Source organism: Mycobacterium asiaticum, assembly GCF_001673365.1.
In the GTDB taxonomy this organism is placed as follows: Bacteria; Actinomycetota; Actinomycetes; order Mycobacteriales; family Mycobacteriaceae; genus Mycobacterium; species Mycobacterium asiaticum_A.
This window is the reverse complement of sequence record NZ_LZLS01000065.1, coordinates 83,730-104,262: the sequence shown is the minus strand read 5'-3', so window position 1 is coordinate 104,262 and position 20,533 is coordinate 83,730. Positions and strand designations below refer to the sequence as shown.

General features: G+C 63.0%; 21 protein-coding genes, 1 tRNA gene and 1 pseudogene. 4 read left to right on the top strand and 19 right to left on the bottom strand.

What is annotated here, in order from left to right; translation table 11 throughout:
* Window positions 1-87 precede the first annotated feature (87 nt).
* The 4 genes from A5634_RS07415 to crcB (A5634_RS07400) all read right to left on the bottom strand — a co-directional run bounded on the left by A5634_RS07415 (window position 88) and on the right by crcB (A5634_RS07400) (window position 3,310).
* Window positions 88-1,380 carry a GNAT family N-acetyltransferase gene (locus tag A5634_RS07415; RefSeq protein WP_081290259.1) on the bottom strand — a complete coding sequence of 431 codons (1,293 nt, stop codon included), beginning with the start codon at window positions 1,378-1,380 and terminating at the stop codon, window positions 88-90.
* Between the two features lie 75 nt (window positions 1,381-1,455).
* Entirely contained in the window at window positions 1,456-2,553 is a 1,098-nt protein-coding gene (locus A5634_RS07410) for a DUF190 domain-containing protein (protein ID WP_065143402.1), read from the bottom strand.
* Complete coding sequence (crcB, locus tag A5634_RS07405) at window positions 2,550-2,918, bottom strand: fluoride efflux transporter CrcB (protein ID WP_065143401.1); 369 nt, start codon at window positions 2,916-2,918, stop codon at window positions 2,550-2,552. The genes A5634_RS07410 and crcB (A5634_RS07405) overlap by 4 nt, the downstream gene beginning before the upstream one ends.
* On the bottom strand, window positions 2,915-3,310 hold the full coding sequence (crcB, locus tag A5634_RS07400; protein WP_065143400.1) for a fluoride efflux transporter CrcB: 396 nt from the start codon (window positions 3,308-3,310) through the stop codon (window positions 2,915-2,917). The genes crcB (A5634_RS07405) and crcB (A5634_RS07400) overlap by 4 nt, the downstream gene beginning before the upstream one ends.
* An 81-nt stretch (window positions 3,311-3,391) precedes the next feature.
* On the opposite strand from crcB (A5634_RS07400), the gene pgm reads away from it, so the two are divergent.
* On the top strand, window positions 3,392-5,020 hold the full coding sequence (gene pgm / locus A5634_RS07395; RefSeq protein ID WP_065143399.1) for a phosphoglucomutase (alpha-D-glucose-1,6-bisphosphate-dependent): 1,629 nt from the start codon (window positions 3,392-3,394) through the stop codon (window positions 5,018-5,020).
* A gap of 131 nt (window positions 5,021-5,151) precedes the next feature.
* Window positions 5,152-5,227: transfer RNA gene (locus A5634_RS07390), tRNA-Ala, on the top strand.
* A gap of 655 nt (window positions 5,228-5,882) precedes the next feature.
* Here A5634_RS07390 and A5634_RS30100 read toward each other — a convergent pair.
* The 14 genes and pseudogenes from A5634_RS30100 to A5634_RS07330 all read right to left on the bottom strand — a co-directional run.
* Window positions 5,883-6,977: pseudogene (locus tag A5634_RS30100) on the bottom strand (recombinase family protein); the annotation flags it as partial.
* The gene (locus A5634_RS07385) at window positions 6,967-7,419 is read right to left on the bottom strand and encodes a helix-turn-helix domain-containing protein (protein ID WP_065143398.1); all 453 of its coding nucleotides are present in this window, start codon (window positions 7,417-7,419) and stop codon (window positions 6,967-6,969) included. The pseudogene A5634_RS30100 and the gene A5634_RS07385, both read right to left, overlap by 11 nt.
* Window positions 7,420-7,573: 154 nt before the next feature.
* A complete protein-coding gene (locus A5634_RS07380; RefSeq protein ID WP_081290257.1) occupies window positions 7,574-8,185 on the bottom strand; it encodes an antirestriction protein ArdA in 612 nt (203 codons plus the stop codon).
* 125 nt (window positions 8,186-8,310) lie between these two features.
* On the bottom strand, window positions 8,311-8,634 hold the full coding sequence (locus A5634_RS07375) for a hypothetical protein (RefSeq protein WP_065143397.1): 324 nt from the start codon (window positions 8,632-8,634) through the stop codon (window positions 8,311-8,313).
* A gap of 86 nt (window positions 8,635-8,720) precedes the next feature.
* A complete protein-coding gene (locus A5634_RS07370) occupies window positions 8,721-9,761 on the bottom strand; it encodes a DNA-methyltransferase (RefSeq protein ID WP_065143396.1) in 1,041 nt (346 codons plus the stop codon).
* Complete coding sequence (locus tag A5634_RS07365; protein WP_065143395.1) at window positions 9,758-10,750, bottom strand: replication-relaxation family protein; 993 nt, start codon at window positions 10,748-10,750, stop codon at window positions 9,758-9,760. Before A5634_RS07365 ends, A5634_RS07370 begins: the two co-directional genes overlap by 4 nt.
* Complete coding sequence (locus A5634_RS07360; protein ID WP_065143394.1) at window positions 10,747-12,945, bottom strand: type IV secretory system conjugative DNA transfer family protein; 2,199 nt, start codon at window positions 12,943-12,945, stop codon at window positions 10,747-10,749. Before A5634_RS07360 ends, A5634_RS07365 begins: the two co-directional genes overlap by 4 nt.
* The gene (locus A5634_RS29855) at window positions 12,938-13,066 is read right to left on the bottom strand and encodes a hypothetical protein (RefSeq protein ID WP_301337100.1); all 129 of its coding nucleotides are present in this window, start codon (window positions 13,064-13,066) and stop codon (window positions 12,938-12,940) included. The genes A5634_RS07360 and A5634_RS29855 overlap by 8 nt, the downstream gene beginning before the upstream one ends.
* 272 nt (window positions 13,067-13,338) lie before the next feature.
* Window positions 13,339-13,542 (bottom strand): hypothetical protein, encoded by a 204-nt coding sequence (locus A5634_RS07355; protein WP_081290256.1) that lies wholly within the window; start codon window positions 13,540-13,542, stop codon window positions 13,339-13,341.
* Window positions 13,539-14,087, bottom strand: coding sequence for a hypothetical protein (locus tag A5634_RS07350; RefSeq protein ID WP_065143393.1), 549 nt, complete (start codon window positions 14,085-14,087; stop codon window positions 13,539-13,541). The genes A5634_RS07355 and A5634_RS07350 overlap by 4 nt, the downstream gene beginning before the upstream one ends.
* Window positions 14,084-14,701 (bottom strand): VWA domain-containing protein, encoded by a 618-nt coding sequence (locus A5634_RS07345; RefSeq protein ID WP_065143392.1) that lies wholly within the window; start codon window positions 14,699-14,701, stop codon window positions 14,084-14,086. The genes A5634_RS07350 and A5634_RS07345 overlap by 4 nt, the downstream gene beginning before the upstream one ends.
* A gap of 179 nt (window positions 14,702-14,880) precedes the next feature.
* Entirely contained in the window at window positions 14,881-15,957 is a 1,077-nt protein-coding gene (locus A5634_RS07340) for a hypothetical protein (protein WP_065143391.1), read from the bottom strand.
* Between the two features lie 2 nt (window positions 15,958-15,959).
* Window positions 15,960-16,751, bottom strand: a complete 792-nt coding sequence (locus A5634_RS07335) for a hypothetical protein (protein WP_065143390.1) — start codon at window positions 16,749-16,751, stop codon at window positions 15,960-15,962.
* A gap of 40 nt (window positions 16,752-16,791) precedes the next feature.
* Window positions 16,792-17,391 (bottom strand): hypothetical protein, encoded by a 600-nt coding sequence (locus A5634_RS07330; protein WP_065143389.1) that lies wholly within the window; start codon window positions 17,389-17,391, stop codon window positions 16,792-16,794.
* A 159-nt stretch (window positions 17,392-17,550) separates the two neighbouring features.
* Here A5634_RS07330 and A5634_RS07325 point away from each other — a divergent pair, with 159 nt between their 5' ends.
* Both A5634_RS07325 and A5634_RS07320 read left to right on the top strand, forming a co-directional pair.
* The gene (locus tag A5634_RS07325) at window positions 17,551-18,852 is read left to right on the top strand and encodes a hypothetical protein (RefSeq protein WP_065143388.1); all 1,302 of its coding nucleotides are present in this window, start codon (window positions 17,551-17,553) and stop codon (window positions 18,850-18,852) included.
* Window positions 18,853-19,163: 311 nt separating this feature from the next.
* The gene (locus A5634_RS07320) at window positions 19,164-19,619 is read left to right on the top strand and encodes a hypothetical protein (protein ID WP_155769402.1); all 456 of its coding nucleotides are present in this window, start codon (window positions 19,164-19,166) and stop codon (window positions 19,617-19,619) included.
* A 173-nt stretch (window positions 19,620-19,792) separates the two neighbouring features.
* Here A5634_RS07320 and A5634_RS07315 read toward each other — a convergent pair whose 3' ends face one another.
* Window positions 19,793-20,485: a hypothetical protein gene (locus A5634_RS07315; RefSeq protein WP_065143386.1), complete on the bottom strand. Its 693-nt coding sequence runs from the start codon at window positions 20,483-20,485 to the stop codon at window positions 19,793-19,795.
* Between the last annotated feature and the right edge of the window lie 48 nt (window positions 20,486-20,533).

Below are 20,533 nucleotides of genomic sequence, written 5' to 3'. Positions count from 1 at the left end.
GCCCTCGCTATCGCACTGGCACAACGGTATTCGGCGGCATACGCCGACCTGGACACATCGGCCGCGCTGGACGAGATCACCGGCTGATCAAACGTCGCGCAGCCGAGGTACGTCGTCGAGGGTGCGGGGCAACACGTAAAGCGCCAAGCGACGATCCTTCACATCGTGCTCGCCCAGAAACACGCAACCGCCACTCTCACAGAACAGCCGCGCCGGCTTGTTGCGGCGGTCCGGGTCGAAAATGATTCGGCGACATTGTGTCTCGGCGTTGAGCACGCTGGCCACCACGTGTGGCAACAAGAACTGTGCGATTCCGTCGTGCACGATTTCGGGGTCGGCGATGGCTGGGTGTATGCCCAAGTCGTACGGCTCGCTCTCGTCCAGCGCGGCCGATGTGTCCAGGTCGGCGTATGCCGCCGAATACCGTTGTGCCAGTGCGATAGCGATGTCCGGACGCTGCCAGAGCTCACCGGCACTCGCGGTGCACAGCCAGATCGCCAGCCCGTGCGCCACCGAAGCCCGGTAGCGCAGCCAGATCTCCTGCAGGCTGGGCAACTCGGCCGATGGCAACCCGAGCGCGGCGCGGTATTCCTCAAGCAGGCCGCGTTCGCTGCTGCGACGATCCTCGGTCGTCAGGGCGCCTTGCAGGAAGTAACCCAAGTCCAGCGACCAGTTGCCGCGCCGTGCAACCTGCCAATCCAAGAAGCCGACCTCCCCGCTGGGGAGGACATAGGTGTTGCCGATATGCGGGTCGCCATGCAGCAACGTCTGGGGCGAGTTGGTCAGCGTCTCGATGTAGGGCTTCCAAATCGATCCGATGAGCTGGTCGATCGTCAACGCCAACACTTGTGGCGGTGCGTCGTCTCCCAGGTTTTGCTGGGCTTGGTGCAGCGGTGCGTATTGCATGCCGTCCCAGGGCAGGAACGGTTCCAGCCAATGCAGTCCCGGCTCACGCAGCGCCCGCTCACCCCAGTACTTGCCATGCATTCGGGCCAGACCCCGAACCCCGGTGGCGACCTGCTCGACTGTCATCGGCCTGGTGGCATCGCGCGGGTCGGCCCCGCGCGCGGTGAGGTCTTCCATGATCATCACGAAGTCGTAGTCGTCCTCGTCGATCAGTGCGGTGTAGACGAGGGGGTGCTCGAGCGGTAGCTCGACGTCGCTGGTGAACAGTCGCGGCTCGTGAAACATGCCGCTGGTCATGCGGATCATCTCTTTGTGGGCAGGGTCGGCGGCCTTTGCGAAGACCGTCGCCGGTCCGTTGCCGGCGCTATAAGTCATCTGCAGGCGGGCGCGGCGGTTGGTCCCGTCGTCGCGCGTTGTCACCTTGACCGCCGCGACCGTGCAGCCGGGATGCCGCACAGCCAGCACCGCCGTCATCCACTCCGGCGTGATGTCATCCCAGGTCTTGGGTACCGACAAGGTCACCGCGAGTCCTTCCGTCGTGTTCGCTGTTCAGTAGTCGTATTCGGCGAGCGGTGTTTCGGTGCTGCGATGGGACTCGCTGAGCGAGATGGCCGCCGGCACCATCTCGCTGGTGACCAGCCCGTGACGGACGGTCAGCTCGTCGATGATGTTGAAACTGCGCGCGACGGCTTCGGGGGTGTCCACCACGATCGTGGTCAGCGGGACACGGCGGGCGAGTTGGAAAAGCTTGTCGCCGTGCGGTTTATGGTCGCCGTGGAAGCCCCAGATGCCGCGTAGCACGGTCGCGCCGCGAGCCGTCTCGGACTGCATCAGTCGCTGCACGATCGCGCGGTGGATGGGCTGTGTCTCCGCACGCCCGGTCTCGGCGGTGTGCACCATGATTTTCTGCCACAGGTTGCGTCCCTGGCTGTCGGCCGGCGGTAGCTCCTGGGGACGGGCGAACAGCTCGCCGTCGCGTTTGCACAGCCGCACCCGTTCGATCGTCAGCAGCGGGTTGGGCAACAGCGTGGCCAGCTCGGCCGCCGCGGCCGATACCTGCAGCGGCAAACCGACGGCGATGATCATCTGCGGCACATTGACGTTGCGTCCGAAGAACTTGGCCCGTTGGCGCTGACCGTAGGCCGTGCCGTCGACGCCGAGAAGCACTGTGGCACCGGCAAATCCGTGCCGGTGCAGCAGTTCGCAGACGGCGTAGTGGGCAGGCTTTCCGGTCATCTGTACCTGGCGCCCGACATATATCGTGAGCTTGGCGGCGTCGCCGGTGCGGCTGTCGATGTCGCTGAGCGAGTCGGTGCCGCTGTCGCGGGTGATCAGTCGGGCACGTTCCAATGTCACCAGCCCGCGGCCGGTCATCGCGGTGACTTCGTCTATTACGGGGCGGATCTTGGATTCGACGTCCACGGCCACGATTGCCACCGGCGGGTCCTCGGACAGGCTCAGTGATCGGTCGCTGCGCAAGTCGCCCTTGGGTCCGAAGCTGGCGACGCCGCGCATCATCACACTGCTTGCCACGCCGCGGGCACCGAACAGATCCAGCATCGAGTCGGCCAGGAATCGTCGCGGCGCACCTACGGCACGTTGCCGCTCACCGAAATAGGCGGTCAGCTTCAGGCTCTGCTCGCTCATAGCAGCCCCGCGATCTTCTGGCCGAGTACTACCGCGGCCAACCCGAGGACCACGCTGACGGCGAGATTGGCGAAAGCCGCCACCAGTTGGCGCTCCTCGCTGAGCCGTTGGGTTTCCAGCATCCAGGTGGAGAAGGTCGTGTAGGCGCCGACGAACGCGGTGCCGGCCAACAGCGCAGCATCCTTGGGCAACGCCAGACTTGCCAGGAACCCAAGCAGTGCCGCGCCGGTGACGTTGACCGTCAAGGTGCCATAGGGGAACGGCCGCGCGAGTCGCCGCGCCACCGTGCGGTCCACCAGGAACCGCGAGACCGATCCGATGCCGCCGATGACCATCACACCCAGCCAGACCAGAACCGTCGTCATCGAATGCGCACCCGGCGTACCAGGGCGGTGGCAAGGTACACCGCAACTAGTCCGAGCGCGATGCTGACGACGGTGTAGGTCCCCGCCAGTGCCCAGTGGCCGTGCTCGATCATCCTGACCGTCTCGACTTGCATCGTCGAGAAAGTGGTTAATCCGCCGCATAATCCGGTGCCGAGCAGGGGGCGTCGGTAGCTCGACAACGGCAAGCGTTCCAGCAGTCGGGTGGTGAAATAGCCCACCAGGAATGCGCCCGCGATGTTGACCACGAACGTGGGCCACGGCCAGCGCGCCGGATCCGGCACCGCCAGGGTGGCCAATGCTGCCCGGGCCAGCGAACCCAGCGCGCCGCCGGCGAAAATCGCTGCCAACTCCCGATAGTCAGGGCGTGCCACTGGCTGTTTCCCTCCGGTGCTTCAACTGTGCGCCTACGCAGCCTAGGGCCGCACCGGGACGTACGGGCAGAATTGGTGACCATGGCCAACTCGCGAGCCGGTCAGCCGGCGCAGCCCGAAGACCTTGTCGACCTGCCCCACCTGGTGACGGCGTACTACTCGATTCAACCCGATCCCGACGATGTCGCCCAGCAGGTGGTGTTCGGCACGTCGGGTCATCGTGGCTCGTCGTTGAACGGCGCCTTCAATGAGGCGCACATTCTGGCGACGACGCAGGCGATCGTCGAGTACCGCGCCGCGCAGGGAATCACCGGGCCGCTGTTCATTGGCCGTGACACGCACGGACTTTCGGAGCCGGCCTGGGTGTCGGCGCTGGAAGTACTTGCTGCCCACGATGTTTCGGTGGCCGTTGACTCCCGCGACCGCTACACGCCGACACCCGCTGTTAGCCACGCCATCTTGACCTACAACCGCGGACGCGCCGAGGGGCTGGCCGACGGGATCGTGGTGACACCGTCGCACAACCCACCCATGGACGGGGGTTTCAAGTACAACCCGCCGCACGGGGGTCCGGCAGACAGCGACGCAACCGGCGCAATTGCCAAGCGCGCCAACGAAATCCTGCGTGACATTCGATCTGTGAAGCGGGTGCCGTTGGCGCGTGCGCTGGACTCGGTGCGGCGACATGACTATCTGGGCGCCTATGTCGACGATCTACCGAATGTCGTTGACATCGATGCCATCCGCACGACCGGGATCCGCATCGGTGCCGACCCGCTCGGGGGCGCAAGCGTGGACTACTGGGCGGCGATTGCCGAGCGGCACCGTCTGGACCTCACTGTGGTCAATCCGCTCGTCGACGCGACGTGGCGGTTCATGACGTTGGACCACGACGGCAAGATCCGAATGGACTGCAGTTCCCCGGATGCGATGGCGTCGCTGATCTCGCATCGGGATCGCTATCAGATCTCCACCGGCAATGACGCAGACTCCGACCGGCACGGCATCGTCACACCCGATGACGGGCTGCTGAACCCGAATCATTACCTGGCCGTGGCCATCGACTATCTCTACACACACCGGGGGTCATGGCCGGAGGGCATCGCCGTAGGCAAGACGGCCGTGAGCTCCTCGATCATCGATCGGGTGGTGGCAGGCATTGGCCGGGAGCTGCTGGAGGTGCCGGTCGGGTTCAAATGGTTTGTCGACGGGCTGATCGGCGGCACCATCGGGTTCGGCGGGGAGGAGTCGGCGGGGGCGTCATTCCTGCGCCGGGACGGCTCGGTGTGGACCACCGACAAGGACGGGATCATCCTGGCGTTACTGGCCTCGGAAATCCTGGCTGTGACCGGGCGGACGCCGTCGCAGCGGTACTCGGAGTTGACCGCCGAATACGGTGCGCCGGTCTACGCACGGGTGGACGCGCCAGCTGACCGGGAACAGAAGGCACGATTGTCGCGGCTGTCGGCGTCGGAAGTTTCTGCCACCGAGCTGGCAGGGGAGCCGATCGTGGCAAAGCTGACCGAGGCGCCGGGCAATGGCGCTTCGTTGGGCGGTCTGAAGGTTGTCACGGAGAACGCCTGGTTCGCGGCGCGGCCGTCGGGCACCGAGGACGTCTACAAGATCTACGCCGAGTCGTTTTTGGGGGCGTCGCACTTGGCGCAAGTGCAGGAGACGGCACGTGAGGTGGTCAACTCCGTCATCGGGTAGGTGGCTTTGGGTTTTCACCGCAGCAGGTGCCACTCGTGGCTTGAACGCGATATTGCGGGTGGAGCACTGCTCTGACCAGTGGCTTTGAACGCGTGTTGCCGTTGGTGTAGCTTCGATGAGCACGACTTCTCGGGGCTATGGCGCAGCTGGTAGCGCACCACACTGGCAGTGTGGGGGTCAGGGGTTCGAGTCCCCTTAGCTCCACCAAAACGGGTTCTTTCAAACCCTTGACCAGAGAAATAGAAGAATCAGTCGACGTTGTACTCGCTAGGCCCGCGCCCGAGTGCGCGGGCTTTGTGTTCTCCTGCGTAAGAATACTGCTGGTCAGGTTTGGTTGACTGCTCTGCTGCTTGTGGGCAGTTGCGCATCGTGCGGCGCCGTGCTGCTGGGCAGCGGCAGCCATTTCATGGCTGAACAGGGTCTTGAACGGCTCAGCGAGGTTGAAGGTGATGTCTTCCTCGGACACCTCTATACGCGAAAATAACGCCTGATTGAGCAGCCGGCGCTCCTGTGGAGCCGCCTGCATATAGGCCTCATAGGAATGGGTTGCGTAATCGAGGGCCTTTCGAAGACACGTTTCGAGCTTGTCGAACTCAATATCGGTCGCACCAAGGCGGCCATCGATGTCTGCTAACTGGCGCGCGATCCGGTCTTGCTCAGCCTTGAGAAGATCGAGCGGCACGGCACTGGCGTAGTGCGCTTGCAAGAGTCGGGCCCGTTCGTTGGTCAATCGCTCTTTCTGCGTTGTCAGATGATGGCTTTCCCTCTGCAGCTGTTGGCGTAGCGACGAAAACTCGTCTAGCAGTGTGGCTTCGATCTCGTCACGGAGCTTTGGATCAAGCTGGTGTCCGCGGTAGTGCTCCTCGATCCGCTCTTCAACGATCGAGATCAGCATGGCTCGCTGGGTGCAGTCAGTTCGCTTCTGGTGGCGCCCAATGCAAATGAAGTACGGATACACCGCACCGTGCCGGTTCTTAGGATTGGTGATGGTCAGCCGACTACCGCACTTCCCGCAAAAAATACTGGATTTGAGGTAGTGCGGGTGTTCACGTTGTTTCTCGCCGGTCGCGTGCGATGTGAGGACGTCTTGGACACGCTCCCAGGTGACTTCATCGATGAGGGGGCGGTGGCGACCGGGATAGCGAACGCCACGGTACGTGACTTCACCTTTGTAGTACGGGGTGGTCAGTATTTTGTGGAGAGAGTTCCACCTGATAGGCCGAGCTGGCGACCGTGGTGTCGCGCGGGTTCTCAGTCCGCGGCGCTCGAGTTCGGCGGTCATTTGTTTCAGCGTCCAGTCGCCCGTCGCATACGCCGTGAAGGCCCAGGTGATTAGTTCCGCGCGTTCAGGGTCGACATCGACGGTCCGGACCTCTCTGCCCTCTTCATTCACTATGCGGACATTCCGATAGCCGAGCGGCACCTTGCCCGGTGTGCCGCCAGTCTTGGCCTTCTGCTCCATGCCCTTGACGACTTCGTTGGCGAGGTTGCGACTGTAGAACTCGGCAATTGAGCTCATGATGCCGTGGAGCAACATCCCCGATGGCGTCTCGTCAATGCTCTCGGTGGCCGACACAAGCTTCGCTCCGGCGTTCTGGATCAGCACGTGAATTTGTGCATCATCAAGGCGATTACGGGCCAGGCGGTCGACCTTGTGAACGATCACGTAGTCGACAGGGTGGTTTTTGATGTACGCAAGCATTCGTTGTAGCTCAGGCCTGGTGTCGGCTGACTTTGCCGACTCGCCCCGTTCAACGAATTCCTCGGCGACCAAGGAATCCAGGGATTCTGCCTTGCGACGGTTTGCTTCAAGCTGTGCGGGCAGTGAGTAGCCCTCAGGGTCGCCGTCACGTTGTGCCTGTTCCTTCGTCGAGACGCGGGCGTAAGAGACGGCAACCTTCTGTGTCGCAGCGAAAGCAGAATCCGCTCGGGCCGGTGTCGCTGTCTCAGGGCTCATGCGGGCTCTCCATTGTCGAATTGGCTACGTGTCCATAATGATTCGCGCACCAGGGGCAGTGCTCGGGCTCGGCTGCGCTGTGACGATCACCTGTGCTGTGGCTATACGCGTGCATGATCTCGGTGAAATGGTGCTCGACATGGCGGATCACCGCATCGGGCAGGTGCGCGTACTTGGCGTGCAAATAGGTGCCGAAGGATGGCAGGTCGTCGGCGGTCAACCAACCGACCGTGGTGAACAGCTGCATGGCGTTGATGCCCAGTACATTGCCGATCGCGATCAAACTCTCCGCATGCGGCTTAGCGATCTTGCCTTGCTCAATTCTCCACACTGTTCCGACGTCAACATTGGCGCGACGCGCGACTTCGTTTACGCTGAGATGCAGCTCATTGCGCTTCTTTTTGAGAAAATTTATTAGTTCTACTGTCTGTTCTGGTGTCATTAGAATTGTCTCCCCTTGTATCAATAATTGTACAATGGGGCGTTGAACGAATTCAATAAAAATGGACAATTCCACAACGGAAAATTTCGTTAAATCAATATGACGGATTGCATTTTTGGATTATCTGTGTAGCGGCCTTAAATGGCCCCAGCACTCATTGGTTGGCGCGGAAGACCCACGCGCCGCCCATGGGATCCTCGACGGTGGCGATGTCGCCGGATAGCTCCAGGTCGCGAGCGATCGCGGCGTAGTCGATGCGGACGTAATCACGGATATGTGCAGGGAGTTTGTCGATCTCGTCCTCGTAGCCGAGTTCGTCGGCCATCTGCTCGACGTAGTCCTCGACTGAGTCGTAGTGGCCGAGGTAGTCCTCGCGGAAGCTGTCGAAGTTGTCGGGTGGGCGGTCGAAGATGCTGAGCCATGCCGAAAAGCCGTAGCCGTGCTCACGAACGGCTTTGGCGATGCGGGAGACCATCTCGATCGAGTCGTATTCGTGGACGCGCCAGCTGCCGAATTGTTCGTAATCGTGGATAGCCCACTCTTCGGCGTTTGGTTCGCGGGAGCTGTCCAGAATGTCATTGATGTCGGCCTGGATCTCCCAGTCCTCGCGGGCGGCGTCGATCCATTTGCCGTGCAGGACGCCGTTGTTGTAGTCGGCAAGGCTGGCGACGTAGATGGCCGGTGATGGTTTCGGCTCCATCTCATGGCGCTGTTCAGCCTCTGCCTGAGGCTCGGGTTCGGTTGGTTCGTGGTGGGTTTCATTCATTCTCACCTCCCTTCTGTTCTTGGTGGGTTGTGTGGGGCCGGTCGGGAAGCAGAGAGCCTGAATGGCTCGATCTGCTTCCCGCCGGCCCCGGTTGCGCCGTAAGGGTCACGGGCGCGTTATGTCCCTCAGGCCGATGGGTTCTCACCTCCCTTCGGGGTCCGGCGTGGCCGGGCTCCCGTCGGTTCGCCGCCGTCGGCGAACAGGGTGGCGATGGCCTGCTGGCGGGCCGCAGCTTCACGCTCGATTTCGGCGCGGGCTTCGGCTGCCTTGCTCGCGAGTTCCGGATCGTCTTTCGCGCGAGCGATGTGCTCGGCAACGGCGATCTGGATTTCATCGGTGATGGTGCCGTCGCGCAGCTGGGCGATGAAGCTCAGCTGCGCGTGGACATCCGGCTTGAGTTTGATACCAAGGGTTTTGACGCCTCGGGTTAACTCATCGGGTGTGGACATAGCGACCTCCTCGGTGCGCTGCGGCCGGTAAACACTTGCTGTGCTTACGGGAACGGCCGCATGACACCGACGAGGCAGCCGCGCGCTCATGCGGCTGCCGTTGCGGGGATTGGTGTGGAAGGTGCGGTTCGTGCGCTGGCGATGCGGTCCGTTGCCGCAGCAGCGAAGCCGGGATTTAGTTCGATGCCGAGCCAGTCTCGGCCGAGGTGCTCGGCGGCGACGGCAGTGGTGCCGCTGCCCATGAACGGATCACACACGATGCCCGGCTCGCGCTTCGCTCGACAGTTGCATGGCGGTTTGAGTGCGGGACGAAGGGCGGTTCGGCCGAGGGAGCGGATGACGCCGCGCCGCCAGGGCCGTCGGCAACGGACGCAGCGCGATTCTGGGCAACCGGCGGCGATCATGCGTTCGGCCAGTGCCAGCGGATACACGGCGTGGTGGCCAGAGCGGTAGCCGCCCGGCGCGATCGTCCAGACGTCACCGGGGTTCTTCCCGAGCGGATGCCCGACGCGTCCAACGGCTTTGAGTGCTGCCAGACCGGTCACCGTGTCACTGTTGGGACCGCGCCAGGTCTCCTTGCGGACTGTTTTTTGACGACTGAGCTTCGCGGCGGCAGCGCGGGCCGATACGTGCGGCACGCGGATCGCGTCCAGATCGAAGTAGTACTGCTGTTGCCGCGCGAGGACGTAGATGACTTCGTGGGTGGTGTTGAGTCGGTCGGGAATGCTGGTGGGCATCGGGTTGGGTTTGGCCCAGACGATCTTGTTGCGGATGATCCAGCCGTCACGTTGCAGTCGTAGCGCGAGACGTTCGGGTGCCATCAGCAGACTCTTGCGTTCGGCACCCTCGTTTGGGTGAGTGGCGTAGGTGTCGCCGAGGTTCAGCCAGTAGGTGCCGGTGGGCACGAGCACGCGGGCGACCTGCTCGCTGATCGCCGCGAGCTGCTCGACCCAGGCGTCGACGTGTGCTTCCAATCCCAGCTGGCCTTCGGCGGCGTAGTCGCGCAGTCGGAAATACGGCGGGCTGGTGATGACGCAGTCGACCGATGCGTCCGGCAGTGTCCGCAGGCGATCGAGTGCGTCGCCGATCAGCAGCCTGTTGCGCGGGATCGCTTGGGCCGCTCTCATCGCACTCCTCCGTCGTGGATAAGCGACACCAACTCGTTAGGAGCGATCACGCGGAACAGCGCAGGGGTCAAGTGCGGGTCGGCGGCAATGGCGGCGGTAAGTGCCTGGCGGCGTCGGTCGGCCGTCGCGGGGTCCGGGTGTGTGAGCGACCAGACGACGAGCGGAAAAGCGCCGTCGCGATCTTGCTCGATGCCGGTGTGGCGATAGGCCTCGTACTCGCGGCACTTGGTGAGCAGCGTCGGCAGGTGCTCTGTGCCGAGGTCGATTTCAATGAACCAGGCGCGTACCAAGTCGTCGGTTGTCGCGGTTTCGGCGTAGAGATCGGGCTTGAGTGTGCGCCTCGCCGCGCCGATGCCGGTGAAGCGCCGCCAGGTCGCCGGCTCGACCGCGCTGTCGACGAGCTCCAGCTGACCGTCTCGATCGGCCCGGATGAGGGCGACATGCGCGTCGGCCACAGCGAGACGATGTGACACGAAGCGGGTCGTCGGTTCGTAGCGGAGGCGGCCTTGGCGGTGGCGGCTTTCACGCAGGCGATCACCCACAACGTCTACGTGATAGATCAGTCCGTGTGAGCCGGCCCGGACGCCGCCGATGCGGCGGTCGAGTGTGCCGAGGATTCGTAGGTCGCGGAGCCGCGCCAGCGTTCGCCGGGTAAGGCGGCTCCGGGCCGCTGGCGCGATGGTGTCGAAGTGCAGCGCTGCGATGTGATGGACGGTCAGAAATTGATGCTGGTCAACCGAGCGCAGGATGGCCCGGTCACGATCCGACAGACGACTACTAATGACGTCGATAGCAGATGCGGAGATGCGTTGGCCTACCGAGCGTTTGGCGGATCCTGTGGTGCCACATGGGGCACCACTATTCCCTGACGGTAACGGCCGGGATTGCCCGTTGACAGGTGCGGATGCGGCCGGGGTGGTCGACGCGATAGGACCAGCGATCGGACCATCCTGCTCCGCCGGATTCAGCTGTTGCCGTTGATGGTTCATGGCTGTCTCCGGCGGCGGGGCGCGCCGATGTCGCCAATGTCCTCGCCTGCGCCAGCGTCCTCGATGAGCGCGGCGAAGCTTGCCTCGATGTCGGCGATCGGTTGGCCGTAACGTTCCCGGCTGAGCTTGCGGATCGCCGCGGGACTGCTCGACGGCGCCGGTGCGGGTTTGGTGACACCGGAGGCCCAGGGCTGTACCGCGTTGTCGCGGACGAGGCTGGCGTAGACGTGATGGGCGGGCAGCTTCGTGAAGTCCTCGATCGTGAGCACTGATTGGCCGGCGGTCATCTCTTTGGCGTCTCCGGCTTGGAGTTGGAAGCAGACGCGCGAGCGGGCGTTGTTGCGAAAGGCGTCGAGCATCGCGGGCGGCAGTTGTTTCTCGTATTGGTGCGCCAGGTGGAAACCAGCACCAAGGCTGCGGGCGGTCGCCAGGGCGTCACCGAGATCGGTTGGCAGCCGCAGGTAGTCCTGGACCTCGTCGATGTAGACCATGACTGGGTCACGGCTGTTTTCGGGTGTTCCGGCGCGTTCGCGGATCGCTTGCCAGAGTTCGGCCACCACCAGCGCGCCGAGCAGCTGTGCGTTCTCCGGGCCGATGACGCCCTTTTGCAGTGGCACCAGGAGCACCTTCTTCTCGCGCAGCACTTGGCGGACATTGAACTTCGGGTTCTGCTGGGCCAGAACGTCTCTGAGCGGCTTGCTCAGCAGCGGGCGCAGCTTGTTCGAGAGCGGCGCGATCGTGGTGGCGGTGGCTTCGGGGGACAGGCTGTCGAACCACTGCCAGAACGGTCCGGAAGCGAACGGGTCTGCTTGCATGACGCCACGCGTGAGGCGGCGGCGAAAGCCCGGATTGGTCAACAGCAGGGGCAGCATGACGAGCGAGGCGTCATCGCGGCGCGCAAGCAGGTCCAGGCAGTTGCGCAGGATGTCGGCGGATCGGGGGCCGAGGCTGTCACCCCAGATCGCTTTGAAGGTACCGAACAGGCTGTCGGCGACGACTTCTGGTGAGCGGCCATGCCGGTGTGCCGCGTCGAGCGGATTGATGCCGACCGGTGCTGAATCAAATGGATCGAGCACGACAATGTCGCCTCGCCGCTTCTCCGGGATACGGGCCAGCAGATCAGTGATCAGGTCCTTTGGCTCGATGACCACGATCGGGCGATCGGCTTCGAGGTCCTGCAGGATCAGGTTGAGCAGCAGCGTCGACTTACCTACCCCGTTGGGGCCGATAACCCAGGTGTGGCGCATGGCGTCGGTTGGGTTGTAGCCGATGGTGCCGCCCGCGCCTGGAGCAGAGGCCTCGGCCACGACCCGGTTGCCGGATTGCAGTGCGCCGCTGGGGCGGACGGGGCGCGGATGCAGCGGCGGCTGACCGGGATAGTGCTCATCTTGATCGGCGATCGGCCAGCCCGTGAGACGGGCGATCTCGGCGACGGTCAGGCGCTGCGCTGGGGTGAACATCGACCACGACGCGCGCGGGGTGTTGATTCGATGGGCCTTTTCGGGTCGCAAGGTAATCCGGACGTCCGGCGATTCGGTGGTGCCGATGGCCGACGCCAGGCCGAGCAGCAGGCTCTTGCGGCGTTCGGCGGTTGGCGCGTGCACGCCGAGGCGGATGGCGGCGGTAAAGGCGTGCTGGCCGAGTTTATGTGCTAAGGCCTGCCGGGCGCCGGGGCGGCCGTCAGTCTGGATGCCGTGCAGCAGCTTAGATACGACGAGTTGGTTGTCGCGTTTCGGTTCGGGCGGTGGGGTTTTGGGGTGCTGGCGGGGACCGAGTACGACCTGGATGGTGAGGCGCTCGCCCTTCCCGACTGCGGTCAGGGCGTGCAGGATTGATCGATGTGATGCCACCGCGTCGACAGGCTCAAGCTGGCGGGCGTTGGTGCTCAACTGGATTCGGCGCGCAGTATCAACGTGCTCGCGATCGTCAGCCGGAGTACTGGTAACGATGGATCCGTTAACCAGTTGCTCGACGGCACGGCGGACGGCCGCCTGGTGCCGGAGCTGACTGCCGATCAGGTATTCCACGCCGGTCACGTCGGCGCGCGCTTCCAAGATGAGTTGCGGTGCGTGGGATTGCGCGGCCCAGTAGCGCAGCAGCCCGAACGCAGTTGCCTCAGAAAGAGGCTGCGGCCAGAACAACTGCTGCCAGACCAGCGAACCCGCCGACACGGTGGCATCACCGGCGTTAGGCATTAGCGGCCTCCTCGGGGTCCGGGCGGTTGTCCGGCTCGGTGGCGTGTGCTGTCAAGGCCTCCAGGGCTTCGGCTTGTGCTTCGGCATCACGCAGGGCCATGGCGATGACCGCGCGGCTCAATTTTCGAAGGTCGGCTGGTTCCTTGCAGATGCTGCGAACGGACGATGTGCCGCTCGGGTTTTGGAGTGCCGCGTGAACCGCGGCGATGGTTGGTTCTTCCTGTTTTAGACATAGGTGTCCTCCATTAAGAATTAGTTGCTAATTGATTTCGGCTATTGAATTCGGTCAATGCCTGAGCCGTATTATCTATTGAATTGAATCAATAGTCAATACATTTCGATTGCGGCACAACATGTTTGACTATCTGTCAATAGAGGTCAGATGGCCATATTTCACCATCGATTTCGCCATGTAGAAATTACAACGAAGACGCCGATGACGACTGCGACGAGCGCCAAGACGCCGATGATGACGATGAGCGTCGGCAGGATGGATTGGATGAGCTGGACGGCGCAGTAGAGGGCAATGACGCCGAGCAAGATGCCGAAGCACCAGCCGATAATCTTGTCCATCCACTTGCCCGGTTCCTGACTCACCTGCCCTCCTTGGCGCGGAGCTCGGCCAGCAGACCATGGTCGAAACCGGTTGTGACGCAACCGGCCACGAAGCGGCGCTGATCGAACGGGAACCGCTGCGCGAAGGCCTGAACGTAGGCCTGCCCAGTCAGATCGGCATGCAGTAGTCGCCACACCAGCGACCCAGGCCGGTGCCCGGCCCTCTCGAGCTCGGAGAGGTGCCATAAGGACAGTTCCAGTTCATCGACCAGACCGAAGTCGAGCTGCCGGCGGACATGATTGACGTCGTGCCAGAAGCGCAGCGCGAAGTTGGTGCTGGCCGGCTGATAAACGACGGCGTCGCTGTTCTCTGACGAGATTGGCAGGCGAGCGCCGGTTGTCAGGCTGTTTCTGAATGCAGCGACGAGCGCCGGGTAGGTATTCGGCGCGTCTGGACGCAGAACGTAGCCGAAGCCTACCTCCTGCGCCGTCCGAGCCGCAGCGGCTTCGATAAAGTCGCTGAGAATGGCTGCGGCGTCGATGATTTCGTCGCCAAGCTCACGGCGGACATCGCCGATGATGGTCATACGGAGTGCTCCTTTCTGCGGTTGGTGCCTTGGTGGGCGGCGCTGCCCGGCGCCACGTGTCCATGACGGCGGTAGTAGTTGAGTCCGTCGAAGACGGCGCGGGCTGCGTCGCCCGGTGGTGATGACGGAGTGAGCCGGGTGACGGCGACGTTTGGATCCGCCTCCAGCACGCTGGGCGGCAGCGCCCCCAGCACGACGGCGTGTAGGTACCCGGGGAAGGTCCGCAGCCGTGTGATAACGCGGCTGGGGTTGGCGTCAGTGATCAGGAAGTCGGAGAACACCACCAGCGCGACAGAGGCGCGCTGATGACCGGCCTCTGTCTCGACAAACCTGAGCGGCGGTTCAAGCTCGCTCGACATGCCTAAGCCATTCGACAGGCGCTCCAGGCCGCGAGTGAGGCGGCGCACGCCTGCCGTGCTGAGGGGTTGCGGTGCAACGAAACCGGGTGAGGCGTGATCGAACGGGACGAGCCCTACGCGGTCAGCTCGACAGCGGCAGGTGTTGGCGACGTGGCGGATTGCCAGCGCCGTCTCAGCGTGCCGTTGCGACAGCGGGTCGTTGCCGCCACTGGCGGCCACGCTGGCCGATTCGTCGAGGACGATGAAGACGGTCACGCCTCCTGGCGGGCACGGTCCTGGCTGTTCCAGGGTGATCGCCAGGGTCGCCGCTTCACGGCGAACGGATGTCCGCCTCGGTCCGTGTGCTTCGTCGCCTCCGAGGCCGCGTGGCACGAGTAATCGGGATCGCCCGACGGCGACAGGTAATGGTGTGAGCGTCTCGCGCAGTCCGGTAGTCATGCCGACCTCGCCCGCCGCAGCGGCGACTCCGGCTGCACCGTCGCCGGGCCGTGCCCGACAACGTCGGGACTGGCTTGCAGGGCGCGGTACTTCTCTGCATCGAGGTGGGCGGCGGCTGCCAGGCCGCGGTGGGTGTGCTCGGTGATCACCGAATTGCCATGGAAGTCGGCCTTATTCGCCTTATTGATGCGCCGCAGAGTGCTGAGGCGCCGGTGGCGACGGTCGGCGGCGTAGGCGTCGTGCTGAGCGGACTCGACGATGTCGGCAACCGCGTCGGCGTGGTACCAGCTGTTGATGAAGCTGGCCATGGCAATAGCTGCGGCTAGTGCGCCGAAGGTCAGCCCGGACAGCGATCCTTCGATGGCGGTGCGCAGTGCGAATATCCCGACGGAGACGAACAGTGCAATGAGCGCTGCGATGACCAGCATGGCAGCGCGCAGTCGGTTGGAACCTGACGGCCCGTTAAACAGGTGCCGGTACGGTTCCAGCGTCTTCGGTATGTCGTCGAGCTTGCGCTCGGCCGCTTGCTGGAGGTGACGCAGTTGGGTGGCGGCCAATCCGGCGGTGATCGTGGCGGTTCCGGCGGAGATGGCCTGGGTGATCGCCAAGGCGGGGATTTCGCCGAGCGCAATTGCCGCACCGGACAGTCCGGCGATGTCGCCGATCAGCAGGGCGCCGGTGCGGGCGAGATAGCCGATCGAGGAGGTCGCCTTGCGCCCGACGTAAGGGCTGAGAGTGTCGCGGATCTGTGCGTGACGCGCCGCTGCCTGGTCTGCGACCCGCTTCGCCCGTTCGACCGATGACTTCAGGTGCGTGACTGCGTAGTCGAGCGACTTCGCCGTAGCAGCCTGGTGGCGTGCATGCAGTTCGCCTTCGGCGGCAAAGAGGTGCTGCTGTTCGAGGCCGCGAGCGTCGTGTTCGAGTTCGAGGTAGGTTTCGGCGATGGTGTCCGGGCGGGCGGTGGCCGACGCCTGCTCGACCGGGATCAAGCGGAGACCTTCCGACCGCCCCGGTGCGCTGCGCGGCGGCTGGTGGTCGGTGACCTGGCGGCCGATGGTGGGGATGCGGGCCATGGTCAGGCTCCTGCCGCATCTGTGACGACGGTGCACGTCGCCTGTGTGCGCTGGCAGACGGCGGCGTGAAACGCCTTGAGTGCGTTTACATACGGTGTCGGTAGCAGCGAGCCGTCGGCCTGCCGGCCGATGCCGATCAGCCGTACCTGGGCTTCAGACAGGTCGGGTACGGCGATGGCGCCGGCCAAGTCGGTGGCCTGCTGCTCGGTCAGCGACGGGTCCTCAAGTTCTTGTCCGGCGGTTTGGATGCCGTCGGTAAGGATCGTTTCCTCAAGGTGGAACTTGCCCGCGGCGGAGAGTTGTGCCAGGTACTCGGCACCTGGTTGAAGTTGGCCGACCACATCGGTGGCGCCATCCGGAAGCTGACTTTGAGCCTCCGGCAGCGCGTCGTTGAGCTGTTTCATGACGTCGTCGACGACGCTGGGAACCTTGCGGAGTCGGGCGTTTTCGGTCGCACCATCCAGCTTCAGGTCACCGTCGAAGATGGGCACGCCGACTGTCGAGCCCGCGAAAATGTCCACCCGAAGATGGCCACCACAGACCGCAGTGCGCTCGGCGACGTCCCGGATGATCTGCTGCTGAGCGGGCTGGGCCGTCAGACCCCGGCGGCTGCCAGATTCGTCACTGGCGACTAATGCAGCGATCTTGCTTCCGTCAGTCGGGCACGACGTGGCCACTTGTTCGGCGTGGCCAATGCTTCCTGCGGGCGGCTGAATGCCGCAGCCAGCGGTCAGGAGCAGCGTTGTCGCGACAGCCAAGACCGCGGTCGGATGAAGAGCATTGGTGGTCAGCATGAGTACTGATCTCCTTTCAGGATGGTGTTGTCGATAGAGATCAGCGACGCTGCTGACGGAAGCGGGCACGGCTCAGCCAGGTTTCGACTGAGACCGATAACGGAAGGTCGGGTTCTTCCTCTGCGTTGAGCGCTTCGCCGAGGCCGATGACGGTGCAACGCACGACGAAGTCACGGTGATTGCCGACCGGGCGCCCGAGCGTTCGCGCCGCGTCGAAGGCAGTGATGTGATCGGCCCGTGCCAGCTGGTCGGCCAACGGGGACAGTTCGCCGTACGACCGGACGGCCGCGAATGCACGCTCGCCAACTGCGACCTCGTCGAGCAGCGTGAAGCCGACGTCGTGGACGAGGCGGAGTGCTGAGCGCAGAAGAACTCGTGCGGCAGCTGCCTGCGGATTGTCGAAGAGCGCGGCAGGATCGCGGGGCGCAGCGACCAGCGCCGCCGCGCGCCGATTCGTCATCGACTGGTGCCCGCTCACCTGCTGCCGTAGCTCCACGAGCGTCGTGGCTAGCTGCCCACCGCCGAATGCGCTGACACCGAGCAGGTCACTGACGACCTCGGCGGCCGAGACGGTGGCGGAGCCGTACTCGGTGATCGCTGCGTCAAGACCACGGATGGTCGAGTCCAAGTTGCAGGTCATCTGATGCGCCCTTCGGTCGGATTGCGTGCCTTCTAATGGCGCCACATTTCGGCTTCCGGTCGATATGTGGATTGACCGGTCACTTTTGGCGCGCACGCCGCGGGCAAACATGGGGTTCAATCGAGGTGGTTTGCCCAAGCTGGATGGTGTAATGGGCGCGTGACGACCACCCTTGGGGACGCGCCAGGCACCAGACCCCCGACAGTCGACGACGTAGTGCGAGAGCTGCACGAACTCAAAAAGCGTGAGGGCATCACGGCGCCGAAGGTGCGTAGCGGCGGAGCCATGCTGCAGCGATTGCGCATCAGCGAGGATGAGCACGAGCGTCGGCGCAGCCAGGGCGTCGATCTAGCTATGGCGACTGTTGAAGCGCTGAAGTGTGTTGTGCACAGCTACCGGCGGTCGTCGGTGACCGGCAGTGGGATTGCGGATCAGCGATGGGTAATCCTGAACCATGAACTGAATCTCGACGGCGCGTTCATGCTCAATCTCGGCGAGCGGCAAAAACTTTTGTACGCTCCTGCGGTTGAACCGGGGGAAGATGTACCGAGATTAGGTGAAAAGCAATACTATTCGCGGGCGCAGGCTGTCATTGGCAGCTTCGCCGTGCACGTCCTTACGCTTCAGAAGTCGCTCTGCTGGGCGCCAGGCGAATGGGAAGCCAAGGAGGCGGCGCGCATAGCCAGACTTCCCGAGCCAGCTCGTGTTAGTGCCATCTTCGATGCGCTGATGATCGCTGCTGCCCTACACCAAGACCCTGCTGCCAGCAGCCGGACGGTCGGGGTGGCTCTTCCTGAACTCTTGGCAGCGGTTCAGGAGTTTCCCGCTAAACAACGCAACGACGCGACTCATCTGTTCTTCGCGGCCATCAGCGCTGTTGGTTCCGCTCTATACAACACGGCTGCCCGTGAGTACATGAAGACCGATGACCGCCTCGTGCTGCCGTGGGAGTTGTTCAAGCATCTCGTCTTCACAAGTCAGTGGCTGACGGATGGCGACTATGCGTTTGTGGCCAAGCGGTGCCAATCGGAGCTGCATAGCGACGTGAGTAACTGGCCGCAATGGCTGCCGTATGACCTCCAAAAACTCCTCGATGGACGCAACGAGGTGTTCTTCGATTCAGACGAAGGTCGTACTACGCAGCTGTTCATGCGTGCCTTCGAGGAGTCACTTCATCTCTTGGCATTGCTTACGCAGCGCGTTGACTCGCTGCGCCTGTGGGACGTCGCCGATACAAACGGCAATTTTGTTGTCATCACGCTCGTTCACGACGAGAAGCGACCGGGCATTGAAGCGCTACTTACACCGCCAGCAGATGACGAGAATCCTGATGCCAAGACACGCACCGTCGATTTGCAGGGCGACAACGCCGGCACCCCGCATCACCCGACAACGAGTGACCCTTCAGCAGCCCCTGACCCAAAGCAGGATCCCAGTGCGAAGGAAGACGGCAATCGGTGATTAGCGCTCGACGGGAGATAACAAATCTCCGATGAACGCTCACCCGCTTTGGCATGTGGTTCGTTGCGGCGTTGTTCTTCAATGATCCATTGCGTTATTGGCCATAATATGTTTAATTAATCTTGAGTTGTCTATCTGACAGATTCCAACTTGTACTGTGTCTGGCATTGCCGACATATTGACAGCAGACATACGAGATGAGGCCCCTGCCCTAGTCCCCTAGGGCGGAAGCCTCATCTTGTGTATCGGAAATACACGCTTCACCTATCGGTGAATGGCAACGCATGCCGCGATGGGGAGAAAGTGTGAATATGTCCCATATTTGGTACAGCGGAGTGAGATTCCGGTCGGATATCGAAGTCGACGGCCAGGATCCGCAGCGCCATGCAAAGAATGCGCCAGGCGAAGCGACCTCGTTCTATTACAGCTCCGAGGACGATCAGGAGTCGTCCGGCAGTGATCCAAGCGGATCAATCCTTCCGGACGCATTCCACACCCAATACCTGATCGACGCACACTTCGTGACTGACGAGACTGCCCGCGTCCAGATTATCGATGAGCTCGATCGTGCGGAGCATGATCATCAGCGCTGGGTATACAACATTGCGGTGCGCGTGTTGGGAGTTGAGCGGGCCAACGCCATTTTGGATGACTACGACCAACGGCTGCAGCGCTGGAGGCTCGGTGGAGCCAGGATCGTCGCTCTACGGGACGGTACAGTCGGCCGCTTCTTCGACGATTTCAATGTCATCGTCAGAACCCGTTGATGCCGTGGGAGCGAACATGACGTGCAGTTCGACAGTCCGGGGGACTGCGCGGTCTGCTCGGAAATTTCCGATACGTCGTCTGCTTGTCATATTCGCTCCACAGATGTGTGTCTGTGCTGACGAGTCCAAAAGGACGAAAGCGACTAACAATAAGAGGAGTTAGGTAGCTAGCTCTATTTGGGATGCGTGCGTTTGGGCTTCATGGACCGATCGACCATACGCACGATGAGCCTCGGGGCCGCAGCATCCACAGCGCGCGAAACCGCTGCCGCGGCAGCGGTCGCAGTCGCAGCCGTAACTTCCCGGTTATGACGTGCACGCCAAACGGTCGACCGCATGCTCTTGTATGCATCGCGCGCCGCACCCGGCTGCTTCGGCTTGGCGCCGCCCAAAGCTCGGAACAGTTGCTCCGCCACTATCGGTTGTATTTGTCGTGCCACCCGCTCGATCCCCGAAACAGCGTGCGGCACTGCAACACCGACGCGTTGATGGCGATTCGCGGTCTTCTCGGCTGACTCCATGAGCCGCGCGCCAAGTTCTGCGAACTCTGCTTCTGTCCGTGGTTTTAAGCGGCGTATGAGCGCGATTGCCACCGCTAATTCGGCCACAGCCTCTCGGAGCTGCTCGGTGTCGTCGTTTCTTAGTGCGCTCGCGATTTTTCGCGCGGCGCGTGCTTTGACGCGTCGAATCTTCGCCTGATCGTCGAGATCGGGGTGTTCGTTCGCCAGTTCGTCGAGCAGGCGCTGAACGTTCGGCAATTGCTCGGCGAATAGCGCGCCGAGAGCGGATGCTCCATCGCCCATGGACCGCTCTTCTCCTGGATCGCTTGCGCGGTCGCCAGAGTCGTCGCTGGGCTCATCGGGCATAGGCCGATCGTATCGAGCCAGGCAGACAGGTGAAGGAACGCGTCCGCG